The 21,550-nt window shown below is 73.0% G+C and carries 22 protein-coding genes, 1 rRNA gene, 2 pseudogenes and 1 other annotated feature; of the genes and pseudogenes, 10 read left to right on the forward strand and 15 right to left on the reverse strand.

Annotated features, from left to right (window positions below; translation table 11 throughout):
* Positions 1-20: 20 nt before the first annotated feature.
* From XF36_RS22600 to XF36_RS22610, 3 genes are all read left to right on the forward strand, one after another.
* Positions 21-821 (forward strand): SDR family NAD(P)-dependent oxidoreductase, encoded by an 801-nt coding sequence (locus XF36_RS22600; RefSeq protein ID WP_060713518.1) that lies wholly within the window; start codon positions 21-23, stop codon positions 819-821.
* 80 nt (positions 822-901) lie between these two features.
* Positions 902-1,276, forward strand: coding sequence for an RNA-binding S4 domain-containing protein (locus tag XF36_RS22605; protein WP_020625426.1), 375 nt, complete (start codon positions 902-904; stop codon positions 1,274-1,276).
* Between the two features lie 20 nt (positions 1,277-1,296).
* A complete protein-coding gene (locus tag XF36_RS22610) occupies positions 1,297-2,400 on the forward strand; it encodes a quinone-dependent dihydroorotate dehydrogenase (protein ID WP_060713519.1) in 1,104 nt (367 codons plus the stop codon).
* Positions 2,401-2,931: 531 nt separating this feature from the next.
* On the opposite strand, the gene rrf is transcribed toward XF36_RS22610, so the two are convergent.
* Both rrf and XF36_RS35815 read right to left on the reverse strand, forming a co-directional pair.
* Positions 2,932-3,048, reverse strand: a 5S ribosomal RNA gene (rrf, locus tag XF36_RS22615).
* 119 nt (positions 3,049-3,167) lie between these two features.
* Positions 3,168-3,956, reverse strand: a sequence feature (23S ribosomal RNA rRNA prediction is too short).
* A 170-nt stretch (positions 3,957-4,126) separates the two neighbouring features.
* A pseudogene (locus XF36_RS35815) lies at positions 4,127-4,423 on the reverse strand (class I SAM-dependent methyltransferase); the annotation flags it as partial.
* Between the two features lie 566 nt (positions 4,424-4,989).
* Between XF36_RS35815 and XF36_RS22625 the strand changes: the two are divergent.
* Positions 4,990-5,785: pseudogene (locus XF36_RS22625) on the forward strand (transposase family protein).
* A gap of 339 nt (positions 5,786-6,124) precedes the next feature.
* Here the strand turns inward: XF36_RS22625 and XF36_RS22630 are convergent.
* Entirely contained in the window at positions 6,125-7,387 is a 1,263-nt protein-coding gene (locus tag XF36_RS22630; RefSeq protein WP_202968434.1) for a dicarboxylate/amino acid:cation symporter, read from the reverse strand.
* 11 nt (positions 7,388-7,398) lie between these two features.
* On the reverse strand, positions 7,399-8,136 hold the full coding sequence (locus XF36_RS22635; RefSeq protein ID WP_060713522.1) for a GntR family transcriptional regulator: 738 nt from the start codon (positions 8,134-8,136) through the stop codon (positions 7,399-7,401).
* A 146-nt stretch (positions 8,137-8,282) separates the two neighbouring features.
* On the opposite strand from XF36_RS22635, the gene XF36_RS22640 reads away from it, so the two are divergent.
* Both XF36_RS22640 and XF36_RS22645 read left to right on the forward strand, forming a co-directional pair.
* On the forward strand, positions 8,283-8,807 hold the full coding sequence (locus XF36_RS22640) for a PadR family transcriptional regulator (RefSeq protein ID WP_060713523.1): 525 nt from the start codon (positions 8,283-8,285) through the stop codon (positions 8,805-8,807).
* Complete coding sequence (locus tag XF36_RS22645) at positions 8,800-9,807, forward strand: BtrH N-terminal domain-containing protein (RefSeq protein WP_060713524.1); 1,008 nt, start codon at positions 8,800-8,802, stop codon at positions 9,805-9,807. The genes XF36_RS22640 and XF36_RS22645 overlap by 8 nt, the downstream gene beginning before the upstream one ends.
* A gap of 45 nt (positions 9,808-9,852) precedes the next feature.
* Here XF36_RS22645 and XF36_RS35305 read toward each other — a convergent pair whose 3' ends face one another.
* Together XF36_RS35305 and XF36_RS22655 are read right to left on the reverse strand one after the other, a co-directional pair.
* Positions 9,853-10,773 (reverse strand): GNAT family N-acetyltransferase, encoded by a 921-nt coding sequence (locus XF36_RS35305; protein ID WP_349675512.1) that lies wholly within the window; start codon positions 10,771-10,773, stop codon positions 9,853-9,855.
* 59 nt (positions 10,774-10,832) lie between these two features.
* Complete coding sequence (locus XF36_RS22655; RefSeq protein ID WP_064485672.1) at positions 10,833-11,273, reverse strand: NUDIX domain-containing protein; 441 nt, start codon at positions 11,271-11,273, stop codon at positions 10,833-10,835.
* A gap of 32 nt (positions 11,274-11,305) precedes the next feature.
* Between XF36_RS22655 and XF36_RS22660 the strand changes: the two genes are divergently transcribed.
* Positions 11,306-11,659 carry a TraR/DksA family transcriptional regulator gene (locus XF36_RS22660; protein WP_238588989.1) on the forward strand — a complete coding sequence of 118 codons (354 nt, stop codon included), beginning with the start codon at positions 11,306-11,308 and terminating at the stop codon, positions 11,657-11,659.
* 183 nt (positions 11,660-11,842) lie between these two features.
* Here the strand turns inward: XF36_RS22660 and XF36_RS22670 are convergent, their stop codons facing one another.
* The 4 genes from XF36_RS22670 to XF36_RS22690 form a co-directional block, all read right to left on the reverse strand.
* Positions 11,843-13,252: a sensor histidine kinase gene (locus tag XF36_RS22670; RefSeq protein ID WP_060714910.1), complete on the reverse strand. Its 1,410-nt coding sequence runs from the start codon at positions 13,250-13,252 to the stop codon at positions 11,843-11,845.
* Positions 13,253-13,266: 14 nt separating this feature from the next.
* Positions 13,267-14,013: a response regulator transcription factor gene (locus tag XF36_RS22675; protein WP_060713528.1), complete on the reverse strand. Its 747-nt coding sequence runs from the start codon at positions 14,011-14,013 to the stop codon at positions 13,267-13,269.
* Positions 14,014-14,330: 317 nt separating this feature from the next.
* Positions 14,331-14,756, reverse strand: coding sequence for a DUF4383 domain-containing protein (locus XF36_RS22685; protein ID WP_060713530.1), 426 nt, complete (start codon positions 14,754-14,756; stop codon positions 14,331-14,333).
* A 102-nt stretch (positions 14,757-14,858) separates the two neighbouring features.
* The gene (locus XF36_RS22690; protein WP_060713531.1) at positions 14,859-15,746 is read right to left on the reverse strand and encodes a nicotianamine synthase family protein; all 888 of its coding nucleotides are present in this window, start codon (positions 15,744-15,746) and stop codon (positions 14,859-14,861) included.
* A gap of 117 nt (positions 15,747-15,863) precedes the next feature.
* Between XF36_RS22690 and XF36_RS22695 the strand changes: the two genes are divergently transcribed.
* The 3 genes from XF36_RS22695 to XF36_RS22705 are packed head-to-tail and all read left to right on the forward strand — an operon-like array spanning position 15,864 to position 17,488.
* A complete protein-coding gene (locus tag XF36_RS22695) occupies positions 15,864-16,193 on the forward strand; it encodes a DMT family transporter (RefSeq protein ID WP_060713532.1) in 330 nt (109 codons plus the stop codon).
* Complete coding sequence (locus tag XF36_RS22700) at positions 16,186-16,740, forward strand: TetR/AcrR family transcriptional regulator (protein ID WP_060713533.1); 555 nt, start codon at positions 16,186-16,188, stop codon at positions 16,738-16,740. Before XF36_RS22695 ends, XF36_RS22700 begins: the two co-directional genes overlap by 8 nt.
* Positions 16,741-16,768: 28 nt before the next feature.
* A complete protein-coding gene (locus tag XF36_RS22705; protein ID WP_064485487.1) occupies positions 16,769-17,488 on the forward strand; it encodes a metal-dependent transcriptional regulator in 720 nt (239 codons plus the stop codon).
* A gap of 64 nt (positions 17,489-17,552) precedes the next feature.
* Here XF36_RS22705 and XF36_RS22710 read toward each other — a convergent pair whose 3' ends face one another.
* From XF36_RS22710 to XF36_RS22725, 5 genes are all read right to left on the reverse strand, one after another.
* Positions 17,553-18,098 (reverse strand): Dps family protein, encoded by a 546-nt coding sequence (locus tag XF36_RS22710; protein WP_060713534.1) that lies wholly within the window; start codon positions 18,096-18,098, stop codon positions 17,553-17,555.
* 34 nt (positions 18,099-18,132) lie between these two features.
* Complete coding sequence (locus XF36_RS32670) at positions 18,133-18,282, reverse strand: hypothetical protein (protein ID WP_168169560.1); 150 nt, start codon at positions 18,280-18,282, stop codon at positions 18,133-18,135.
* 61 nt (positions 18,283-18,343) lie between these two features.
* Complete coding sequence (locus XF36_RS22715) at positions 18,344-18,706, reverse strand: STAS domain-containing protein (protein ID WP_060713535.1); 363 nt, start codon at positions 18,704-18,706, stop codon at positions 18,344-18,346.
* Positions 18,703-19,839, reverse strand: coding sequence for a cobalamin B12-binding domain-containing protein (locus tag XF36_RS22720; RefSeq protein ID WP_082375593.1), 1,137 nt, complete (start codon positions 19,837-19,839; stop codon positions 18,703-18,705). Before XF36_RS22720 ends, XF36_RS22715 begins: the two co-directional genes overlap by 4 nt.
* The gene (locus XF36_RS22725; protein WP_082375594.1) at positions 19,836-21,485 is read right to left on the reverse strand and encodes a PP2C family protein-serine/threonine phosphatase; all 1,650 of its coding nucleotides are present in this window, start codon (positions 21,483-21,485) and stop codon (positions 19,836-19,838) included. The genes XF36_RS22720 and XF36_RS22725 overlap by 4 nt, the downstream gene beginning before the upstream one ends.
* Positions 21,486-21,550 lie beyond the last annotated feature (65 nt).

Genomic DNA, 21,550 nt, shown 5'->3' on the forward strand with positions numbered 1-21,550 from the left:
GTTGCGGCACGGTGGGAGCCATGGACCTGCAACTGAACGGGCGTCGGGCGATCGTGACGGGCGGGAGCCGCGGCATCGGGTTGGCGACGGCCAGGGCGCTCGCCGCCGAGGGTGCCCGGGTCGCGTTGTTCGCGCGTGACGCCGGGGCCCTGGAGTCCGCCGCGGCCGGGCTGCGCGCCGAGGGGGCACCGGAGGTGCTCGCCGTCGCGGTCGACACCACCGACGACGACGCGGTCCGTCGCGGCGTGGCCGTGGTCGCGAACCGGCTCGGCGGGGTGGACGTGCTGGTGAACGCCGCCGCGCGACCGGCGAGCGCGGGCCCGCCGACCGACCTGGTCTCCATCACCGACGACGCGGTGCGGGTCGAGCTGGAGACGAAGGTGCTCGGCTACCTGCGGTGTGCGCGGGCCGTCGCGCCGCTGATGCGCGCGCAGGGGTGGGGCCGGATCGTGAACGTCAGCGGCCTGAACGCGCGGAAGTCGTCGTCGCTGGTGGGGTCGGTGCGCAACGTCGCGGTGGCCTCGATGACGGCGGCGCTCGCCCAGGAGCTGGGTCCGCACGGCATCAACGTGACGGTCGTGCACCCCGGTGTCACCGAGACCGAGCGGACGCCCGCCGCCCTCGCCGCGCGGGCGGAGTCGGCGGGGATCACCGAGGCGCAGGCGCGCGCGGAGCTCGACGCGACGACGACGATCGGCCGCATCACGACCGCCGCGGAGGTCGCCGACGTCATCACTTTCCTGTGCTCGCCCCGTTCTGTCGCCGTCACCGGGGACGCTGTCGCCGCGGGTGGAGGGACACCGGGGGTCGTGCACTACTGAGGCCCGGCGAGCGGACCGCCGCCGCCCGACCGCAGGGCCGGATCGGCCCGGACGGCCCTCCCGGATGGCACGATGGTCGGATGGAGGGGACCCGCGTGGACCGGTGGCTGTGGTCGGTGCGTCTGGCCAAGACCCGCGCCGACGCCGCGACGGCCTGCCGCGGCGGGCACGTGCGGATCAACGACCGGCCCGCGAAGCCGGCCGCGACGGTGCAGGTCGGCGACCGGGTACGGGTGCGGGTGTACGACCGGAACCGGATCGTCGAGGTCACCCGGGTGATCGAGAAGCGGGTCGGCGCGCCGATCGCGCAGGAGTGCTACATCGACCACACCCCGCCGGAGCCGACCGCCGCGGGACAGCCGCTGTTCGCCCACCGCGACCGCGGGGCGGGGCGTCCGACGAAACGCGACCGCCGGATGCTCGACCAGCTGGGGCTGTCCCGCCGCACCTCCTAGGCCGGTGTGAGGATGGGGGCATGTACGACGCCCTCATGCGCCACGTGCTCCGGCACCTCCCGTCCGAGCCCGCGCACCGGATGGGGTTCGGTGTGGTCCGCGCACTCGGGACCGCGCCCGTCGTGGGTGAGCGGGTCGCGGAGCGGCTCGCCCCGTCGGACCCGGTGCTGCGCACCCGGGCGCTAGATCTGGAGTTCGCCGGCCCGCTCGGTCTGGCCGCCGGTTTCGACAAGGACGCCGAGGGTGTTCTCGCACTCGGCAGGCTCGGGTTCGGCGCGGTCGAGATCGGGACGGTGACCGGGCGGGCGCAGCCCGGGAACCCACGGCCCCGCCTGTTCCGGCTCGTCGACGACGCCGCCCTGGTCAACCGGATGGGCTTCAACAACTCCGGTGCCGGGACCGTCGGGCCGCGCCTCGCCGCGCTGCGCACCCGCCCCGGACCGGGGATGCCGGTGCTGGGGGTCAACATCGGCAAGAGCAAGGCGGTGCCCGCCGAGGACGCGGCGTCGGACTACCGCGCGAGCGCCGCGGCGCTGGGCGCCTACGCCGACTACGTCGTGGTCAACGTCAGCTCACCGAACACCCCAGGTCTGCGGGACCTGCAGCAGGTCGACGTACTGGAGCCGCTGCTCGTCGCGGTGCGGGAGGAGCTGGGCCGGGTCTCCGGCGGACGTCGTGTGCCGCTGCTCGTGAAGATCACCGTGGACCTGGCTCCGGAGGACCTCGACGCCGTGGCCGACCTGGCCCGGCGCCTGCGCCTCGACGGGGTCGTCGCCACGAACACGACCGTGTCACGCGACGGCCTGCGCACCGCTCCCGACGTCGTCGCCGCGGCCGGTGCCGGCGGCTTGTCCGGACGCCCGTTGACCGAGCCTGCCCGGTCGGTCGTCCGACAGCTGCGCACCCGGCTCGACGACGGCCAGGTCGTCATCTCCGCCGGTGGGATCGCCGACGCGGAGGAGGCCTACCGGCGGATCCGCTCCGGTGCGGCGCTGGTGCAGGCCTACACCGGGTTCATCTACGGCGGTCTGCTCTGGCCCGCGCGCGTCCACCGGGAGCTCGCGGCGCTGCTGCGTGCCGACGGGTTCTCGTGTGTCGACGACGCCGTGGGTGCCGATCTCTGACGGCTTTGGTGGCTGGTGTTGCCGCCGGCGGTGTTCTCGGCCGATTGGGTGTCCTCCCGAGCGAGGCTCCGCCCGTGTGTCCCTTCTCGGCCCTGGTGCGCTTTCTCGCCGGCGGTGCAGGGTCGCGGCTTATCGACGGTGCGAAGTCGCGGCGGGGCAGCGTCATCGGCGGACCGGGGTCGCCGGGGCCAGGCTGGCGGGCTGAGTCCCCGCCCAGTCTCACCCTTCGTCGCCGCGCCTTACCCCGCCTGTCGTCCCGGCGCGGGTGCGTTCGACCTCGCACACCGTCCTGCGACCTCGCAGACCCTGCAGCAGATGCGAGGTCGCAGAAACCTGTGCGACATGCCCCGTGCCCCGCCCAGCTCGGCTCACAGCCGGCACAGAACAGAACAGGACAGGACGGGACGTCCCGGCCACAGGCACACAAGGCGCTGCGCCCACCGGCCCACCTACAGCGGACCGGAACAAATGCCCCGGAAACAAATGATGCCCCGGACTCGAAAGTCCGGGGCATCACCTGATCATGTTGAATGTCGGCGGCGACCTACTCTCCCACACCCTGGCGAGTGCAGTACCATCGGCGCTGGAAGGCTTAGCTACCGGGTTCGGAATGGGACCGGGCGTTCCCCTACCGCAATGACCACCGACAACACTATTCAACAAACCCCCACACAACAGCATAGGGGGACCTACGAACACACAACCCGCACAGGGGTTATGGGCTCAGGGTCACACAGTGGATGCGAACAACTCGTTGTGGCAAGCCCTCGGCCTATTAGTACCGGTCAACTCCACCCCTCACAGGGCTTCCATCTCCGGCCTATCAACCCAGTCATCTCCTGGGAGCCTTACCCACTCAAAGGTGGTGGGAGACCTCATCTTGGAACAGGCTTCCCGCTTAGATGCCTTCAGCGGTTATCCCTCCCGAACATAGCCAACCAGCCGTGCCCCTGGCGGGACAACTGGCACACCAGAGGTTCGTCCGTCCCGGTCCTCTCGTACTAGGGACAGCCTTCCTCAAGTCTCCAACGCGCGCGGCGGATAGGGACCGAACTGTCTCACGACGTTCTAAACCCAGCTCGCGTACCGCTTTAATGGGCGAACAGCCCAACCCTTGGGACCTACTCCAGCCCCAGGATGCGACGAGCCGACATCGAGGTGCCAAACCATGCCGTCGATATGGACTCTTGGGCAAGATCAGCCTGTTATCCCCGGGGTACCTTTTAGCCGTTGAGCGACACCCCTTCCACAAGGTGGTGCCGGATCACTAGTCCCGACTTTCGTCCCTGCTCGACCCGTCAGTCTCACAGTCAAGCTCCCTTGTGCACTTACACTCAACACCTGATTGCCAACCAGGCTGAGGGAACCTTTGGGCGCCTCCGTTACTCTTTGGGAGGCAACCGCCCCAGTTAAACTACCCACCAGGCACTGAGCCTTTTTCAACCTGACCAGCGAGCTTCTGCGTCAGGAGATCGCGAAGGTTGCAGCGCAACTGCTCTGACCACAGCTGCACAGGTCACCGGCTCGCCAGCTCGGCGTCTGCACCCACACAACCAGGCCCCTGAGCTGCCGGAACGGCAGGTTGAAAAAGGCTCAGTGCGTCGAGGCTCCACAGGTAGGCCGGTGACGCCCTGTGGTCGTAGGGGATCCAACCCTCGGCGCCCGCATCGTCGGTGATCTGTACGCCGATGAGCAGTGGCCCACCCGGCTCGATCACCCGCGCGAACTCGTTCAGAACGTCCGGAATCATGTCCGGCGGCGTGTGGATCAACGAGAAGCTGGCAAGGATGCCGGCGACGGATCGATCTGATGTTCGCAGATCGAGCATGGACCCGACTTCGAAGCTCAGGTCGGAGCGACGACCGCGGGCGATGGCAATCATCGCCGGCGACAGGTCGACTCCGTGGGTCTCGATCCCGGACCGGTCCAGATGATCGGTCCACTGACCAGGTCCGCATCCGGCATCGACAACGGGGTTGGTCGGTCCGCTGGCCCGGACGATACTGGCGAAGGCGTCCACCATCGCGGCAGAAAGCGCGTCAGTGAGCCTTTTTCAACCTGACCAGCGAGCTTCTGCGTCAGGAGATCGCGAAGGTTGCAGCGCAACTGCTCTGACCACAGCTGCACAGGTCACCGGCTCGCCAGCTCGGCGTCTGCACCCACACAACCAGGCCCCTGAGCTGCCGGAACGGCAGGTTGAAAAGGGCTCAGTGACGACGTCGCCGCGCCGTACCATTTCGTCGTACAGTTCCGCGACGTTGTCGTAGTCCTGACGGGTCCGTTCCAGCGCCTCTGGCTGTGCCATGCGGCCGACAGTAGGGACATGTAGGCATGGACAGCCTCCCCCGCGGTGACAGAGCCGGGTCGATAGCCGAGCGGCGCACCTGTGTCGTGGAACGCGGTAGCACGTCCCCCACCCGCTACGCTCGCGCCGTCCGTCCGAGAGCGAGCTGGGAGCGTGTGCAGTGAACCCTTTCCAACCTGGCGGTCAGCAGGTTGGTCGTGTCCGGCGTGGCGGCCCGGAAACTAGAAGAGCTCCTGGTAGACGAGTGATTGTCTAGATCAACTCGTTGTCCACCAGGAGCTCCGGTGCTTTCCTACCCGTCCGCGCTGTCGGTGTCCACTCGCGCGCTGATCACCTTGACCAACGCCCTTCAGCGCAGCCGCAACCAGCGCGGTACTCGCTGGCGGCGCCTCCCGATCGGTCGTCACGCCCTGCTCGCCCTGGCGCACCTGCGCAAGGGCGAGACCTACCCCGACCTCGCCGCTGGTTTCGGGGTCGGCACCACCACGGCGTTCCGCTACATCCGCGAAGCGATCGACGTCCTCGCCGCCGCGGCACCGAACCTGACCGAGGCGATCGCGGTCGCGCGGCGGAAGGCGTTCGTGATCCTCGACGGCACCTTGCTGCGGATCGACCGGGTCGCCATGGCCTCGGGGTGCGACCGCCCGTACTACTCGGGGAAGTGGAAGTGCCACGGTATGAACGTGCAGGTCATCAGCGACCCGGCCGGTCGTCTGGTCTGGGCGTCGCCGGCGTTTGCCCGGTGCGCGGTATGACATGGGTGCCGCCCGCGAACACGGGATCATCGACGCCCTCACCGTCGCCGGGGTGCAGGTGGTCGCCGACAGCGGATACCGCGGTGCCGGTGCGATGTTCCGCCTCCCACAGCGACGCCGACCCGCCGATCGCGACACCGGCGAGCGCCGACGGCTCTCACCGAGTCAGCGGGAGGTCAACGCCGCCCACGTAGCGCAACGCGGCCCCGGTGAACGCGCGAACGCGATGTTCAAGAGCTGGAAGATTCTGCGGAAGATCCGGTGCTGCCCGCAGCGGACCACCGCGCTGGTCAACGCGATCCAGACCCTCATCCTCGCTGGCTGACGCCAAGTGGAAAGAGTTCACTGAGCCTTTTTCAACCTGACCAGCGAGCTTCTGCGTCAGGAGATCGCGAAGGTTGCAGCGCAACTGCTCTGACCACAGCTGCACAGGTCACCGGCTCGCCAGCTAGCTCGGCGTCTGCACCCACACAACCAGGCCCCTGAGCTGCCGGAACGGCAGGTTGAAAAAGGCTCACTGTCAGGAAGTGCAGGCGCCGTACCGCAGATCCCGGTCCGGAGATCGAGGCCTCGGGGTGCGAGACACCGCCTGCGCCGGGCTCGGGCATCCGCGCCGTCGTCGAGCTGCGGAACCCGGGTTCGTGGACGGGAGCCTCGCGGTCGGTCACGCGTCCGAGGCGCTCCGGGCCCCCGTCTCCGCCGGCTCCCCGGAGCGCACGCCGTCGTAGATCTCCCGGTCGATCTCCCCGTCGGGGTGCGCGACGAGCATGGCCACCAGGGTGTCGGCGTTGACGTTGAGGAAGGTCCGCAGGATCCCGGTGAACCAGTCGACGGCGATGAGCAGCCCGACCGCCGCGAGGGGCAGTCCGAGGGTGGTCCCGAGGAACAGGGCCACGACGGGGAACCCGCCCGGCACGGTGATCGTGCCCATGTTGAGCAGGATCGCGAGGACCATCCCGAACACGATCTGCCCGGCCGAGAGGTCGACGCCGCCGGCCTGGGCGAGGAACAGCACGACGATCGTGTAGTTGAGGACGGCGCCGTAGGAGCCCATGGTCAGCCCCACCGAGAGCGTGAAGTTGGCGACGCGGGGGCTGACACCGATCTTCTCGATCGTGGTGCGCAGGACGGTGGGGTAGGTGACGGCCGAGCTCGTCGTCGTGACCGCGACGGCGGTCTGCTCGGCGAGCTTGCGCGGCAGGCGGGCGGGGTTGAGCCGGGTGCGCCCGGCGACGATCGCAACGAACAGCGCGGTGAGCAGGACGACGCCCAGCAGGGTGGTGCCGAGGTAGGCCAGGGCCGACCCGACCACGGCGAAGCCGATGCGGCCGGACAGGTCGGCGAGCAGCGCGAACACCCCGATCGGCGCGACGTACATGACCAGCCGGATCAGGGTGAGCAGGACCTGCTGGAACTGCCCCACGACGTCGAGGACGAGTGTGTTCCCCGTCGCGGTGACGTGCCGGTGGAGGGCGACGCCGAACAGCAGCGAGAACAGGATGATCGGCACCATCGCCGCCTCGGCCATCGACTCGACGACGTTGGTGGTGAAGAAGCCGAGGACCGTGTCCTGCCAGCTCTCCGGGGCCGCCGCGGCCGGCAGTGCGGCGTCCGTCGCGGCCGTCGCGACCATCCCGGAACCCGGGCGGAACAGCAGCCCGAGCACCACCGCGACCACCGCGGCCACGACCGACAGGCCGATCATCCAGGCGAAGGTCCGCAGCGCGAGCCGGCCGGTGCCGGACCCGGTCATGGACCCGCAGGCCGCGATCACCGAGGTCATGGCCAGCGGCACGATCGCCATCTGGACGAGCCGGATGAAGGCGTCGCCGACGACCTTCAGGTTGCCGGCCCACTCGCCGGTCATCAGGCCGAAAGCGATCCCGGCGACCGCGGCGAGCGCGATCAGGACGGCGGGATGCTTCATCGCGGCGAGTCTCATGAGGTCCTCACGTCGAGGGTGGCCGGGCCGCGGCGGCGGTCCCGGGTGTCGGTGGCGAGCAGGGCACGACCGGCGCGTTCGGTGACGATCTCCAGCGACGCGCCCATGTGCTGGTGCAGCAGGTGGCGGGCGGTGTCGAGCCGTCCGGCGAGGACCGCCTCGCCGACGGCGACGTGCTCAGACACGGCCGCCTCGACGCGACCGGGGAGCACGTAGTCGTTCATCCGCACCCGCCGGATCCGGCGGTGCACGTCGGTCAGCACTGCGACGAGCTCGGGGTTGCCCGACGCGGCGAGCAGCGTGCTGTGGAACCGTTCGTCCTCCAGCACGAAGCCAGGACCCGCCTCGGGCGGCTCCTCGCGCATCCGGTGCCAGCGGGCCAGCTCCGCGCGGAGCGCCCCGGCGTCGTGCACGGTGCCCGGGTTCTCGCGGCATCGGTCGATCCCGCGCAGCTCGACCGCGATGCGGACCTCCCAGAGGTCGCGCACCCCCGCCAGGTCGGGGACGACGACCGAGTAGCCGTAGTCCTCCTCGCGCTGCAGGAGGCCGTCGGCGACGAGCCGGCCGAGGGCCTCGCGCACCGGGGTGCGGGAGATGCCGAACCGCGCTGCGAGCTTCGGCTCGGTGAGGCGGGTGCCCGCGCCGACGGCGCCGTTGACGACGTCGTCCCGCAGGGCGGCGTAGACGCGCTCGCGCAGCGGTGGCGTGCCCGCGTGCTCGACGGCGCTCGACATCGAGGATTCTCCCCACCTGTTGTGTCCAGGGCTGGATACAGCAGGTGGAGACGGTAGGAGCGGCACGTTGCGTCGGCGTCTCGCGCCGGTGTCGTCGTGTTTCGTGCGGGTGTGGTGCCCTTTATTCTGGTGCTAGAATAGTAGCCGTGGAGCTGACCATCGGCGAGCTCGTCGTCCTCGGAGCACTGGCCGAGCGCCCTCGCCACGGCTACGACATCGAGCAGGTCATCGAGGAGCGTGGCGTCCGCCGCTGGACCGACATCGGCTTCTCCTCGATCTACTACCTGCTCGACAAGCTGACCGCACGCGGCCTGGCCGAGGCCGACGACGACCGCCCCTCCCCGAAGGCCCGCCGCGTCGTCCGCATCACCGACCGGGGACGCCGCACCGCGGCCGCCGACGTCCGGGAGCTGCTCTCCGACGCAGGTGTCCCCGCCCGCTCCTTCCTCGCCGGCCTCGCTCACTCGACGCTGCTGTCTACGCACGAGGCCGAGGAGGCACTCCGGGCCCGGCTCGCCGGGCTCGACGCGCGGATCGGCGCGGTCGTCGCGGCCCGGACCGCGCAGGAGCCACTCCCGTCGGAGGCGCGCGACGTCTTCTCGTTCTCCCTGTCCCAGCTCCGTGCGGAGAGGTCGTGGCTCACCGAGCGGGTCCAGGTGTCCGATGACTGATGCGTCCACCGGCGTCCCCTCCGCGGGAGGCCTCCACTGCGAGACGACGGCGCTCGGCGCGCTCCTCGGGCACGCCGGCGTCCACCTCGACGAACCGATGCTGCTCGGGCTCGGTTCCGGGCTGTCGTACGTCTACTGGGACTCCACACGGCAGTCGGCGCCGTTCCTGGGCGGGCGGGTCAGGCCGTTCGCGCTGACCCGCACCCTCGCCCGCCGCCTCGATCTCGACCTGCGCGTGCAGGAGACCTCGTCCGCCCGCCGGGCGTGGGACCAGGTACGCACCCTCGTCGACGACGGCGTTCCCGTCGGGCTGCAGCTCGACAGCCACGACCTCGACTACTTCGGCTCCCGGGTCCACTTCGCGGGCCACGTCGTCGCGATGCTCGGCTACGACGCGGACACCGCGTACCTCCTCGACACCGCGCAGCAGGGCGGCCGGGTCAGCACGAGCCTGGACAGCCTGGCCCGGGCGCGCGCCGCACGGGGGCCGATGTCGGCGCCGCACCGGTCGTTCACCTTTGGACGGGTCCGGGAGCCGGTCGACCCCGGCCCCGCGATCGTGCCTGCGATCGTCGAGTGTGCCGAGGCGTTCCTGCACCCGCCGATCGCCAACATCGGGCACCGCGGTATCCGGACGACGGCGAAGCGTGCCGGGTCCTGGTTCGACCGCGTCGAGGACCCGCACCGGGACCTGCCGCAGATGGCGATGCTCATGGAACGGGCCGGCACCGGCGGGGCGCTGTTCCGCAACCTCTACCGCGACTTCCTCACCGCCTGCCTGCCGCTGCTCGACGACGCCGGCCCGGGTGAGCGCGTCGCGTCGGTCGAACGGGGCCGGGACCTGTACGCCGAGGCGGCGACGGTGTGGACCCGGATCGCCGGACTCGTCGAGCGGGCCGGGCTGGACGAGTACCCGGCCGCCCTGACCGAGGCCGCCGGGCTGTTGCTGCGGATCGCGGACCTGGAGACCGCGGCGATGACCACGCTCCGGTCGCTCTGAGCCGGGCCGGAGGTCAGCCGGTGGGCCGGTGCTCCTCCCGCGGTGTCATCGGACGGCACCCCGGGGCTTCGCCATGTGGACCAGCGCGTAGGTTCCCGCGTCGGTCCGGTGGGTCTCCCGGAACCCGAGCCGGTCGTAGAGCCGCAGGTTCGTGACGCTGTGCTCGCCGGTGAACAGCTCGATCACCGACACGTCGTCGTCGAGCTGCTCCTCGGCATGGCGGAGCAGGCCCGACCCCAGGCCCTCGCCCTGCCGGTCCGGAGCGACCACCAGCCGGCTCACGACGGCGGTGCTCCCCGACCGGGTGATCCGTACGGCGGCGACCAGCCGACCGTCGTCGCGGATACCCCAGGCGGTCACCGACCGGTCGGCCAGCTGCTCGCGGATCTCCGCCAGTTGCTCGGTGAGCGGCGGCAGGTCGATGTCGTCGTGCGCCCGGGCCTCCGGCACGTAGGCCGCACGCTGCAGGGTCAGGACCTCGCCGGCGTCGGCGGGCCGGAGGCGGACGGCCCGTGTCCGCGTGCGGTGGCCGCGGAGCTCCTGCGGCCGGGGTGCGTCGAGCAGCGCGCGCAGCTCGTGGAGCACCCCGGCCGGGTCGTGCCAGCCGTCGCGCAGGACGTCCTGGGCGGCGCCGAGACCGGCGTCGTCCACGAGCCCCTTCTCGCCCAGGACCCACGCACCCCGCCCGGCCATGACGGCGTGCGCCGTCTGGGCGGTGGCGCGGGTCATCATGCCGAGTGCGAGGGTCCGGTCGCCCCGGCGGACGTGTTGCTCGGCGATCGTCAGCGAGAACGCGGCGTTCCAGCGCCAGCGTTCCTGCGCCGCCTCGCGCAGGTCCGCGGGGTAGGCGACGGCCGGCAGCTGGGGCCCGGTGCCGCGGGGGTGCCGAGCGGGCGCTGGGCCGGCGCACCGCCCGCGACGATCGAGCGGACGCTGCTGCACGTCCTCCAGGAGTACGCCCGGCACCTCGGCCACCTGGACGTCGTCGTCGAGCTCGCCACCGGGTCCACCGGCGAGTAGCCGCCTCAGGGCGCGACGCGGTGCAGGTCCCAGCCGTCGAGCGCGACGCCGGGGCGGCGCCAGGCCTGGCGGACGGCGGCGGTGTGGGCGAACACCGGTCCGGGCAGGTCGTCCGGGCCGGCCCAGGTCCAGGCGTCGATCGCGTGCGGCTCGGTCACTCGAAGCTCCGCCCCGGCGGGCGCGGGCACGTGCACCGCGAAGGTCACCCCCGCGCCGTCGAGCCGGACGCACACCGCGAACAACGTCCCCGTCGCCGCGACGACGCCGGTCTCCTCCGTAAGCTCGCGCAGCGCCGCGGCGACGACCGGCTCCCCGCCCTCCAGGTGGCCGCCCGGGAACGACCAGCTCGGCGTCTCCCCGGCGGTGACCCGGTGCCCGACGGCGACCGCGCCGTCGGCGCGCTCCAGGACGACGCCGACACCGGACAGCGGACGCGGAAGGCTCACCACCGCAGTCTGCCGTGGCGCATCCTGGGGTGGTGGACCCCACCACCCTCGCCGCCGCCCGCGCCCGTGCCCAGGAGTGGGTCGGCTCGCTGCGCCACGAGCTCGACGACCTCGCCGACCAGCAGGCCCTGACCAGTCACGACGACGAGCACGACCCCGAGGGCGAGACGATCGCGGTGCAGCGCGCCCAGCTCCAGGGGCTGCTCGCCGCCGCGGAGCAGGAGCGCGACGACCTCGACCGGGCGGCGGAGCGCCTGGCCGCGGGCGGCTACGGGCGCTGTGTGGTCTGCGGCGGACCGATCGCGCCGGAACGGCTGGAGACGCTGCCCGCCGCGACGACCTGCATCAGCTGCGCGTCGGACCCGCGCCGGCGTCGTCGCCGGTAGGGGGCGCGGGCGCGGCTGCACGAGGCGGTGTCGGGGTCGGTGTCGGTGTCGGGAGGACCGTCACCGTCGGGGTGGGGGCGGCCGTGCCGGCGGGCGGGGCGATCGGCTCCGGCTCGTCGTCGAGGGTCACCCCGCACCCGGCGACGAGCAGCAGCCCCAGCGCCGCGGTGCACAGCCGGGTCCTCACGTGTCCACCCCCGGCAGCTCGACGACGACACGGGTCCCGCCGCCGGGTCGTTCCTCCACCCACACCCGGCCGTCGTGCCGGCGCACGTGCGCGGCGACCAGGGACAGCCCGAGACCGGTGCCGCCGCCGTCGCCGCGGCTGCCGGCCAGGGTGCCACGGGCGAACCGTTCGAACACCGCCCGCCGCTGCTCGGGCGGGATGCCGGGGCCCGCGTCGTCGACCTCGATCCGGGCGAACCGGCCCCGGCGCGCGACGCCGATCCGCAGCGCGCCGCCGCCGTGCGCGTCGGCGTTGTCCAGCAGGTTGCCCAGGATCTGGTCGAGGCGACGGCGGTCGACCCGCACGGTCACCGGCTCCGGGGCGTCGACCTCGGGGACGTGCTCCCCGCCGCGGACCGCGACGAGCCCGCGGACCAACGCGCCGAGCTCGCCGTCCTCCCGCTGCAGGGTGTCGCTGCGGGAGATCTCCAGCAGGTCGAGGACCATGCGGCGAAAGCGCTGGATCTCGCCGTCGAGCAGCTCGACGGCCTCCCGTGCGGTCGGCGCGAGCTCGGCGCGCCGCCGGGTCAGCACCGCGGCCGCGTTCACCAGTGTCGTCAGCGGTGACCGCAGCTCGTGCGCGACGTCCGCGGCGAACCGGGCGTCGCGCGACACCCGCTGTTCCAGGTCGTCGGCGGTCCGGTTGAACGTCGCGACGAGCGGGGCGAGCTCGGCGTCGGTGCTCGACGGCAGCCGTGCGGTCAGGTCGCCGCCGGCGATCCGCTCCGCGGCCCGGGTCACCGCGGTCAGCGGCAGCAGCGCGCGCCGCCCGGCCCACTGGCCCAGCGCGAGCCCCAGCAGGGCGCTCACCGCGACCCCGGCGAACAGCACGACGCTGAGGAACTTCAGGTTGGCGTCGAGCCGCTGCATCGGGAAGACCTCGACGAACACGTCGCCGCCGGACATCGGCGCCGCGACGACGACGCTCGGCATCCCCGCCACCATCACCCGCTGCCGTGCCCCGGTCCCGTTCCCGGCCATCGCCAGCAGCCCCGCCGGCAGCGCCTCGGGATCGACCTCGCGGCCGCTGGTCGTCCACGTGCCGTCGCGGCGCAGCGCGACCGTGGTGCCCGGGGTGCCCGCGAGGCCGGTCAGCAGGTCGTCGAGACCGCCGACGTGCGTGTCGTCCACCATCGCCCGCTCGACGAGCTGGAGGTTCACCGCGAGCTGGCGGGTGGCGCTCTCCACCCGCTGCTCCACCAGGTAGTACGACGCGAGGTTCCAGGTGACCGCCGCGAACAACCCGGTCACCACCATCGACACCCCGGCGAACGCGACGCCGACCCGGTGACGCAGCGGAAGCCGGCCCAGCGGCAGTCGATCCAGCGGCAGTCGATCCAGCGGCAGTCGGTCCAGCACGGACCGCATCCTGCCGCGCCCGCTCACCCGCCGCGGCCCGACACCGGGACGACGCCCGGCAGCGGGGCGTCCGGTCCGGCGTCGCCGATCTTGTACCCGGCGCCGCGCACGGTCAGCACCAGGACCGGCCGGTCCGGGTCGAGCTCGACCTTGCGCCGCAGCCGTCGCACGTGGACGTCCAGCAGCCGGGTGTCGCCGTGGTACTCGTAGCCCCACACCCGCGACAGCAGCTCGTCGCGGGTCACGATCCGCCCGCCCGCCGCGGCGAGCTCGGCGAAGAGCCGGAACTCGGTGCGGGTCAGGTGCACCGGGACGCCGTCGCGGAGCACGGTGCCCTCGTCGGGGCGCAGCTCCACGTCCCCGACGGTGATCCGGCGCGGTGCCGCCGGAGCCGGACGCCGGCGCCGCAGCAGCGCCCGGATGCGGGCGGCCAGCTCCCCGGCCACCAGTGGTTTGGTCACGTAGTCGTCGGCGCCCGCCTCCAGCCCGGCGATGACGTCGGCGGAGTCCGAGCGCGCGGTCACCATGATGATCGGCAGGTCACCGGTCTCCCGCAGCCGCCGGCAGACCGTGAGGCCGTCGATGCCGGGCAACATCAGGTCCAGCAGCACCACGTCGACGTCCGGCCGGGCGGCACTGACCAGGGCCTGCTCGCCGGTGTGCACCGCCTCGACGTCGACGCCCTCGTCGCCCAGTGCGAGACCGAGGGCACGCCCGATCCGGACGTCGTCGTCGACCAGCAGCACCCGGGTCCGGCCGTGTTCGCTCATGATGACGGCGATTCCACCGGATCCGGGCCGGTCCCGTCGACTCGGGCGCCGGGCCGGAGACGATCGTCAGGCGATCGCAAGCCGGACGGGTGCGTGACGGCGGCGCCGCAGCGCCAGCAGGTCTGCGGCGGCCCGCCGTCGCCGGTGGGGGAGGGCATCGCCCCGCAGTCCGGACGGAGCCGGTCCGGCCAGCACACCGGGTCACCGACCTCGGCCTCGTGGCCGTGGTCGGGGTGTCGTCCGGTGACCGGGGTCCCGGCGGACGGCGTGTCGGACACACCGCCATCGGACCACGGGGGTCACGCCCCGTCCAGGTATCAGGCCGCGGCGGCTCCGCGGCGGGGCGGGCGCACCACGGGGCGGCCACGCAGCAGCGTCGCGCAGCCGATCATCGCGACGGCGACGACCACCAGGGCCGCACCCACGACGTCCGGGGCGACGGCGGCGCTCAGCAGCGCGACGACGCCGCCGGCCGCGAGCACCACCCGCGACGCGACACGCGAGCGCGCGCAGACCAGTCCGGCCAGCCCGGTGACCAGGTGCAGAACGTTCTGCAGCACCGACACCGGCAGCAGCCCGGCGAGCACCGCGGTGCCGCCACCGGGCAGCACGGCGAGTTCGCCCGAGGTCACCCCCGGGACGAATCCCAGGGCTCCGACCAGCAGGAACGCCACGGCGAACGCCGCCGCGACCGGCTGTACCGGGGTGAAGCGCCGGGAGAACCCGCCCGTCGTGCGCATCATCGACCCGACCTCCTCGGTCCGTCGTCCTCCGGCGCGCCGCTGCGCCCTGCCGGACGGCGGTTGCCCGGACGGACCCGCTCCCAACCCCGGGAGCGACGCACCTCACGTGGCGGCGCGGGCCACCAGCACGGAGTTGACGACGTCGGTGCGCGGGTGCACCTCGAGGAGCACGTCGAGTGCGGGCAGGTCGGCCGGGACGATCTCGGGGTAGAGCAGCGTCCGCAGCCCCGCGGCGGACCGGACGAGCAGGGTCGCGCCCGGACCGGTCGCCGTGACCAGCCGGGCGGTGATCGCCGCCTTGGCGCCGGCGTCGGCACCGACCAGTGCCCCGACGAGCACCAGGTCGGCCCGACCCAGCTCGTCGGCGAGGGCGGAGGACAGCCGCGGGTCGTCGAGGTCGGCGACCAGACTGCGCACCCGCCCGTCGGCCCCGAGGGCGGCCGCGACCGCGTCCCCCGCGGCGACGGCAGCCCGGTCCCGGTCGACGTGCAGCACCTGCGCGCCGTGCTCGGTGGCCAGCACCAGACCGGTCAGGGGCAGCGGCCCCGACCCGAGCACGACGACGCGGCGCGGCGCCGGCAGGCCGACGGCGGTCAGCGCGGCGAGCTCCAGCCGGACGAGGTCGTGATAGTTGCCCAGGTAGGGGAACCGTTCCAGCTCGGCTCGGGCGTCGGGGGCGGCGGCGATCCGGTCCGCCCAGTGGCTCTCCATGTGGCCCTCGCCGGTCGCGGCCAGGGTCCGCAGGGCGTCCGAGTGCGGGGCGACCCGCGCCAGGACGCCCTCGGTACAGCCCGCGGGCGGGAAGCAACAGAGCCCGACGAGCTCGCCGAACGCGTCGTCGGTGTTCGGGGCGGGCCGTAGGTCGGTGTGCTCCAGTCGTCGTCGCAGGGCCACGAGGCGGGACGCGACGTCGGCGACGGAGCCGTCGTCGCGCGGACGGCGGGGTGCGGGGAAACCGGGCGCGGTCGTCCGACTGCTCTGCGTGGTCACGATGATCCACCGTAAGCCAATGACCATCATGTCGGGCTCGTTCGTCCGGGTGGCAGAAAACCTGAGCGATCGCTCTACAATGTGGCCGGTAACGGACAGACGGGAAGGAGCCCGGCGATGTGGGGATGGCTCGCGCTCGCGATCGGCGCCGAGGTCACCGGAACGGTGGCGCTGCGGTTCTCGCAGGGTTTCAGCAGGCTGGTGCCGTCGATGATCACTGTGGTCGGCTACGGGCTGGCGTTCTGGTCGCTGTCCCAGGCGCTCGGCCGCGGGATGTCGCTCGGGGTCGCCTACGGCACCTGGGCTGCGGCGGGGGTGGCGCTCGTCGCTCTGATCGGGGTGTTCTTCCTCGGTGAGTCCTTGACCTGGGTCCAGCTCGGCGGGGTCGGGCTGGTGATCGCCGGGGTGCTCGCCCTGGAGCTGGGTGGTGCGACCTCGCATGCCTGATCCGGCGGGACCGGACGCCCCCGGGGTCGACGGCCGCCGCCGTCGGGGGGACCGGCGCCGTCGCGAGCTGGTCGAGGCCACGCTGCGGCTGGTCGGCGCGGGCGGGGTCGCCGCGGTCAGCCAGCGGGCGGTCGCCGCGGAGGCGGGGGTGCCGCCCAGTGCGGTCTTCTACTACCACCCCAGCGTCGACGCGCTGCTGGTCGCGACCCTCACCGCGGTGAACGACCGCTGGATCACCCGGCTCGACGCGGTCACGACCCCCGGCGATCTCGTCGCGCTCGTCGAGGACTGCGCCCGTCAGGAGCGGGTCACCGCGATCGCCGAGTACGAGCTGTTCCTGCTGGCCGCGCGGCGCCCGGACCTGCGCGGCGAGCTGGACCGCTGGGACGCCGCGCTCGACGCGGCCGCCGCCCGGCTCCTCCCCGCCGACGCCGACCGGCGCGCCCTGCTGGCCGCCGCGGTCAACGGGTTGACCCTCGGCGGGGCGCTCGGCTCGCCGGTCGACGCCGGTCTGCTGGCCCGGCTCTGCGCGGCCGGAACCGCCTGAGTCCCCCGCGCCGGGATACCGTGATGGCATGAGCGCCGAGCGCCTCTCGGAGTCCGTGGAGAACTACCTGAAGACCATCTTCCTGCTCTCGGAGCGGTGGGAGGGGTCGGTCGGGGTCTCCGCGCTGGCCGAGCGGCTGCAGGTCTCGTCGCCGTCGGCGTCGGGGATGGTGCGCAAGCTCGTCGACGCCGGGCTGGTCGACCACGCCCGCTACGCCGGGATCACCCTCACCCCGGCCGGGCGGGCCTCCGCGCTGGCCGTGGTGCGCAGGCACCGGCTGCTGGAGATGTTCCTCGTCACCGAGCTGGACCTGGCGTGGGACGAGGTGCACGAGGAGGCGGAGGCGCTCGAGCACGCGGTCTCCGACCGGTTGCTCGACCGGATCGACAGCCGGCTCGGGCATCCGCGGTTCGACCCGCACGGCGATCCCATCCCGGCGAGCGACGGCACGATCCCGGTGGTCAACGCCCGCCGGCTGCCGGACCTGCGCTACGGCGAGGGCGGCACCCTGGTCCGCGTCGACGATACCGACCCCGAGGTGCTCCGCTTCCTCGACGCGCACGACGTGCGCCTCGGCGACCGGGTCGACCTGTTGACCCGCAAGCCCTTCGAGGGGCCGTTCGTGGTGCGGCTGCGCCGTGACCGCGAACAGACCCGTCCCGCACCGGCCGAGGTCGAGCACGAGTGGGGACCGACGCTGGCGATGGCCCTGTGGGTGGGCGCCGTCGAGGGGGCCGGCTCGGGCTGAGCACGACGGAGGCCCGGCCCCGCACGAGGGCGGGACCGGGCCCCGGGATCGAGCGGCGGGAAGGTCAGCGCGCGGCGTCGGCCGCGCCCGCCTCACCGTTGCTGCCCTGCGTGTTCAGCGAACCGTCGGCGTTCTCCAGGTGCGCCCGGACGAACCACTGGTACTGCTCCAGCTCGCCCGCCTGGGCGATGAGCATGTCCTCGGTCACCGGGTCGAGCGCGCCGACCTTCTCGATCTGGGTCCGGTGGTCGGAGATGGCCCCGGTGTAGACGACGTCGAGCGCACCGAGGTGGGCGATCGCCTGGTCGCGGCCGATCGAGTAGTCGTCCCAGGTGCGGTCCCTGACCAGTGCGCCGGGGGTGCCGTTCGGCGATCCGCCGAGGGTCGCGATGCGCTCGGCGACGTCGTCGACGAACCCGCGGACCGCGTCCACCTGCGGGTCGAGCATCTCGTGCACCGCGATGAAGTTCGGGCCGATCACGTTCCAGTGCACGTGCTTGAGCGTGAGCTGGAGGTCGTTGAGGGCGTGCAGGCGGTGCTGCAGGATGTCGACGACCTGCTCGGCGTCGCCGCGCTCGAGGCCGGGGACGGTGTAACGGATCGTGGCCATGGTCTGTGCTGTCCTTCCGTAACGGGTGCGTTGCTCAGGACGCCGCAGCGCGGGGGTCGTCGTCCTCGACGGGCTGGGCGGCGAGATGGACGCCGTCGCCGTCGGGGGTCTCGTCGACCGGGGTGTCGCTCTGCTCGGTCGGGACCGGGTTCTCGTCGGGCTGGTCCTTCTCCGGCGTCGTCATGACAGGCGGGTACCCGGTCGCCGGGATTTCATGTCCGCCGTCGCCACGCCGGCCGGGCGGCTCAGGTGTCGAGCTTCTGCTCCCGCGCCGACCCGCCGGCGCCGGTGAGGTGCTCCAGGGTGCTGGTGACGCGCAGCAGCCGCTCCAGCGCGCCGGAACGGTTGTTCAGGTGCAGCACGACCCCTGCGGCGTGGGTCCGCCTGCGGACCATCAGCAGCGACGACAGGCCGTAGGAGTCGCAGTACTCGATCCCGGCGCAGTCGATCCGCAGCTCGCGGATGCCGGGCCGCTCGTCCAGCAGGGCGGCGACGGCGTCGGCCAGGGCGTCGGAGGTGGCGTAGTCGAGGTCACCGTCCGGCGCGACCGTCACGACGTCGGGCGCGGGGCTGGTCCAGGTGAGGGACAGCTCTCGCGGGGCGCTCATGCGGGCCTTCCGGTTCGGTGCAGGGTCGCGGCGTCGGCGTCGGCGTCGGCGTCGGGGCCGGAGCCCTCGGTGACGGCGACGGTCGGGACGGAGGAGCCCGGGCCGCGGGTGAGCGCTGCGGACGCGGCCGCGTGCCGCAGCAGCGCCGCCGCCCGGGTGAAGTCGCGCAGCTCGTCGCCGAGCAGGTCCAGGACCGGGCGCAGGACGGCCACCGGGACCGACCGGGCCTCGAGCACCTCGGCGGTCCAGCCGAGGAACTGCTCGAACAGCTCGGCGTCGCCGGTGTAGAGGGCGACGGCGAGGAAGTCGACCACGTGCCGGACGTCCTCGGCGGTGTGCCGGCGCTGGTCGTCGTCGTAGTCGGCCATCGCCGGGACACGCTTGGGCAGGCGGTCCAGCACCGCCGCGACCAGCCGCGGCGCACCACGGGTGACCAGCGTGTACTCCTGGTCGGACAGGTGCGGCAGGTCGTCGAGCGGCTGGGCGTGGGGGTGCGCCGGGGCGGGCAGCCCGTCGGCGAGGGTCCGTGCGGCGGCCCGTGCGTCCGGGGCCCAGGCGTCGGCGCCGAGCAGCCGGGCGTAGCGGCCGTCCGGCCCGAACGCCCCGCCACCGACGATCACCGGGACGCCCGCGGCCTGGCAAGCCGTGATGGTGGCGTGCGCGGTCGGCAGCCGGGTCGCGATCGACGACGACAACGCCACCGCGTCCGGGCCGGTCCGGTGCAGGTGGGTGACCAGGTGCGCCGCGGGGACCTGCGCACCCAGGTAGTCGACGCTGAACCCGCGCAGCCGCAGCACCTCGGCCAGCAGCCGGGCGGGCAGTGCGTGCCACTCGCCGTCGACGCAGGCGACGGTGATCCGGCCCAGGTCACCGCGGCGACGACCGCTGGACAGCGCCAGGGTGCTGATCACACGCTCGTTGATCGCGGTCGCGGCGTGCTCCTGGGCCACGGAGATGCGGTTGGCCGCCCACTCGCGCCCCACCCGCCGCTGCACCGCGCCGATCACCTCGAGCAGCACCGTCTCGGCCTCCAGGCCGTCGCGCAGCGCGTCCACGACGACGTCGACCGCGGTGTACTCGTCGCTGCGCAGCACCGCGTCCCACAGCAGGTCGGTGTAGCGCCCGGCCGTCATGCGGTGTACCTGCCCCGGCTCGAACCACCCACCGCGGTGAGGTGTCGGCCGCGCGGAGCGGTGACCGCGAGGAGGGCCATGTCGTCGTGGGCGTTGCGCCCCACCCACTCGGTGGCGAGCATCTGCACCCGCTCGACGACGGCCTCGGCCGGCATCCCGGCGCACTCGGCCACCGCGCGACGCAGGCGATCCTCGCCGAACTGCTCGCGGCCCAGCGGGCCGCCCTGGGCCTCGGTGATGCCGTCGGTGTACAGCAGACAGGTCTCGCCGGGCCCGAGCCGGGTCTCCCACGTCGACGCGTGGACCTCGGGCAGCGCCCCGATCAGCGTGCCGAGCGTCGCCGCGTCCTCGACGCGGCCGTCGGCGCGGATGATCATCGGTGGCGGGTGGCCGGCGCAGGTGAGGCGCAGCCGGACGTCCGCTCCGGCGCGCGACACCGACGCCAGCACCAGCGTCACGAAACGGGCGTGGTCGTCGGACAGCAGCGCGTTGTTGAGCAGGCGCAGCAGCCGCAGGTGGTCGTCGGCCATCGGCAGCAGCGCGTGCACCGCGCTGCGGATCTTGCCGGTGAGCACGGCGGCCTCCAGGCCCTTGCCGCACACGTCCCCCAGCACGGCGAGGGTCTCCTCGGCCCCGTCCACGCCGGAGTGCACGTCGTAGAAATCCCCGCCGACCCGCTCGGAGTCCTGCGCCGGCCGGTAGCCGCCGGCGTACTCGACGCCGCAGACGTGCTGCAGCGACGGCGGCAGCAGGTCGCGCATGAGGACCTCGGTGATCGAGGCCTGCTGGGCGAACATGCGGGCCGCGGACATCGCGAGTCCCGACCGGGCGGCGAACTCGCGGGCGGTCGCCTCCTCGCCCTCGCTGAACGGCCCGGTGTCGGCGCGGCGCAGGAGCACGATGGCGCCGGCCGGGATGCCGTGCCCCGGCAGCGGGGTGACGACGATCGAGCCGACGTCGCCGAATCCCTCCGGTGTCACCCAGGCGGGAGCGACGGCGGGGTCGATCCAGCGCGAGGGCACCGGCGGGTAGCCCTGCAGTGCCTCGGCCAGGCCGGGGACCTCGTCCGGGTCGACGTGCAGCATCCGGTGCCGCAGTGGGCCGCCGCTGACGGCGTCGACGACCTCGAACTGCCCGCGGGTGCCCGGGGTCATCACGAGCGCCCCGTCGGCCAGCCGGGTCACGGCGAGCTGGGCGGTGACCTCCATGCAGCGACGGAGGTTCAGCGAGCCCAGCAGCGCGGCCGAGGCCTCGGACAGGAACGCGGCGCGGGCCTGTTCCAGGTGCAGCTCGTCGCGGATCGACCGGACGTCGGTGACGTCGAACAGCCACCAGGTGACCGAGCCGTCCTCGTGCCGGACGGGCTGTGCCTCAAGCGCGCGGCCGTCGACGACGTCGGAGAACGCCCGGGGGACGCTCTGGTCGCCGCCGCCCGCGGTCGCCAGCCACGGGGCGACCCGGGACACCGGGTCCCCGACGCGGACCCGGGGCAGCAGCGGGCGTGCGGCGTCGTTCGCCTGCAGCACGGTCCCGTCGGTCCCGACGGTGAGTGCGGCACAGGGGGCGTTGGTCCAGCGCCGATCGACCACGGCCGGCGCGTCCGGAACTACGGTCGCGTCGCCGATCGTCGGCTCCAGTTCGGTCACATCAACTCCTGGCCCGGTGCGGGCCGCTTGTCGGCGCCCGGGGAGACCCGGGACGCGGAACGGTC

Source organism: Pseudonocardia sp. HH130629-09 (assembly GCF_001294645.1).
Lineage (GTDB): Bacteria > Actinomycetota > Actinomycetes > Mycobacteriales > Pseudonocardiaceae > Pseudonocardia.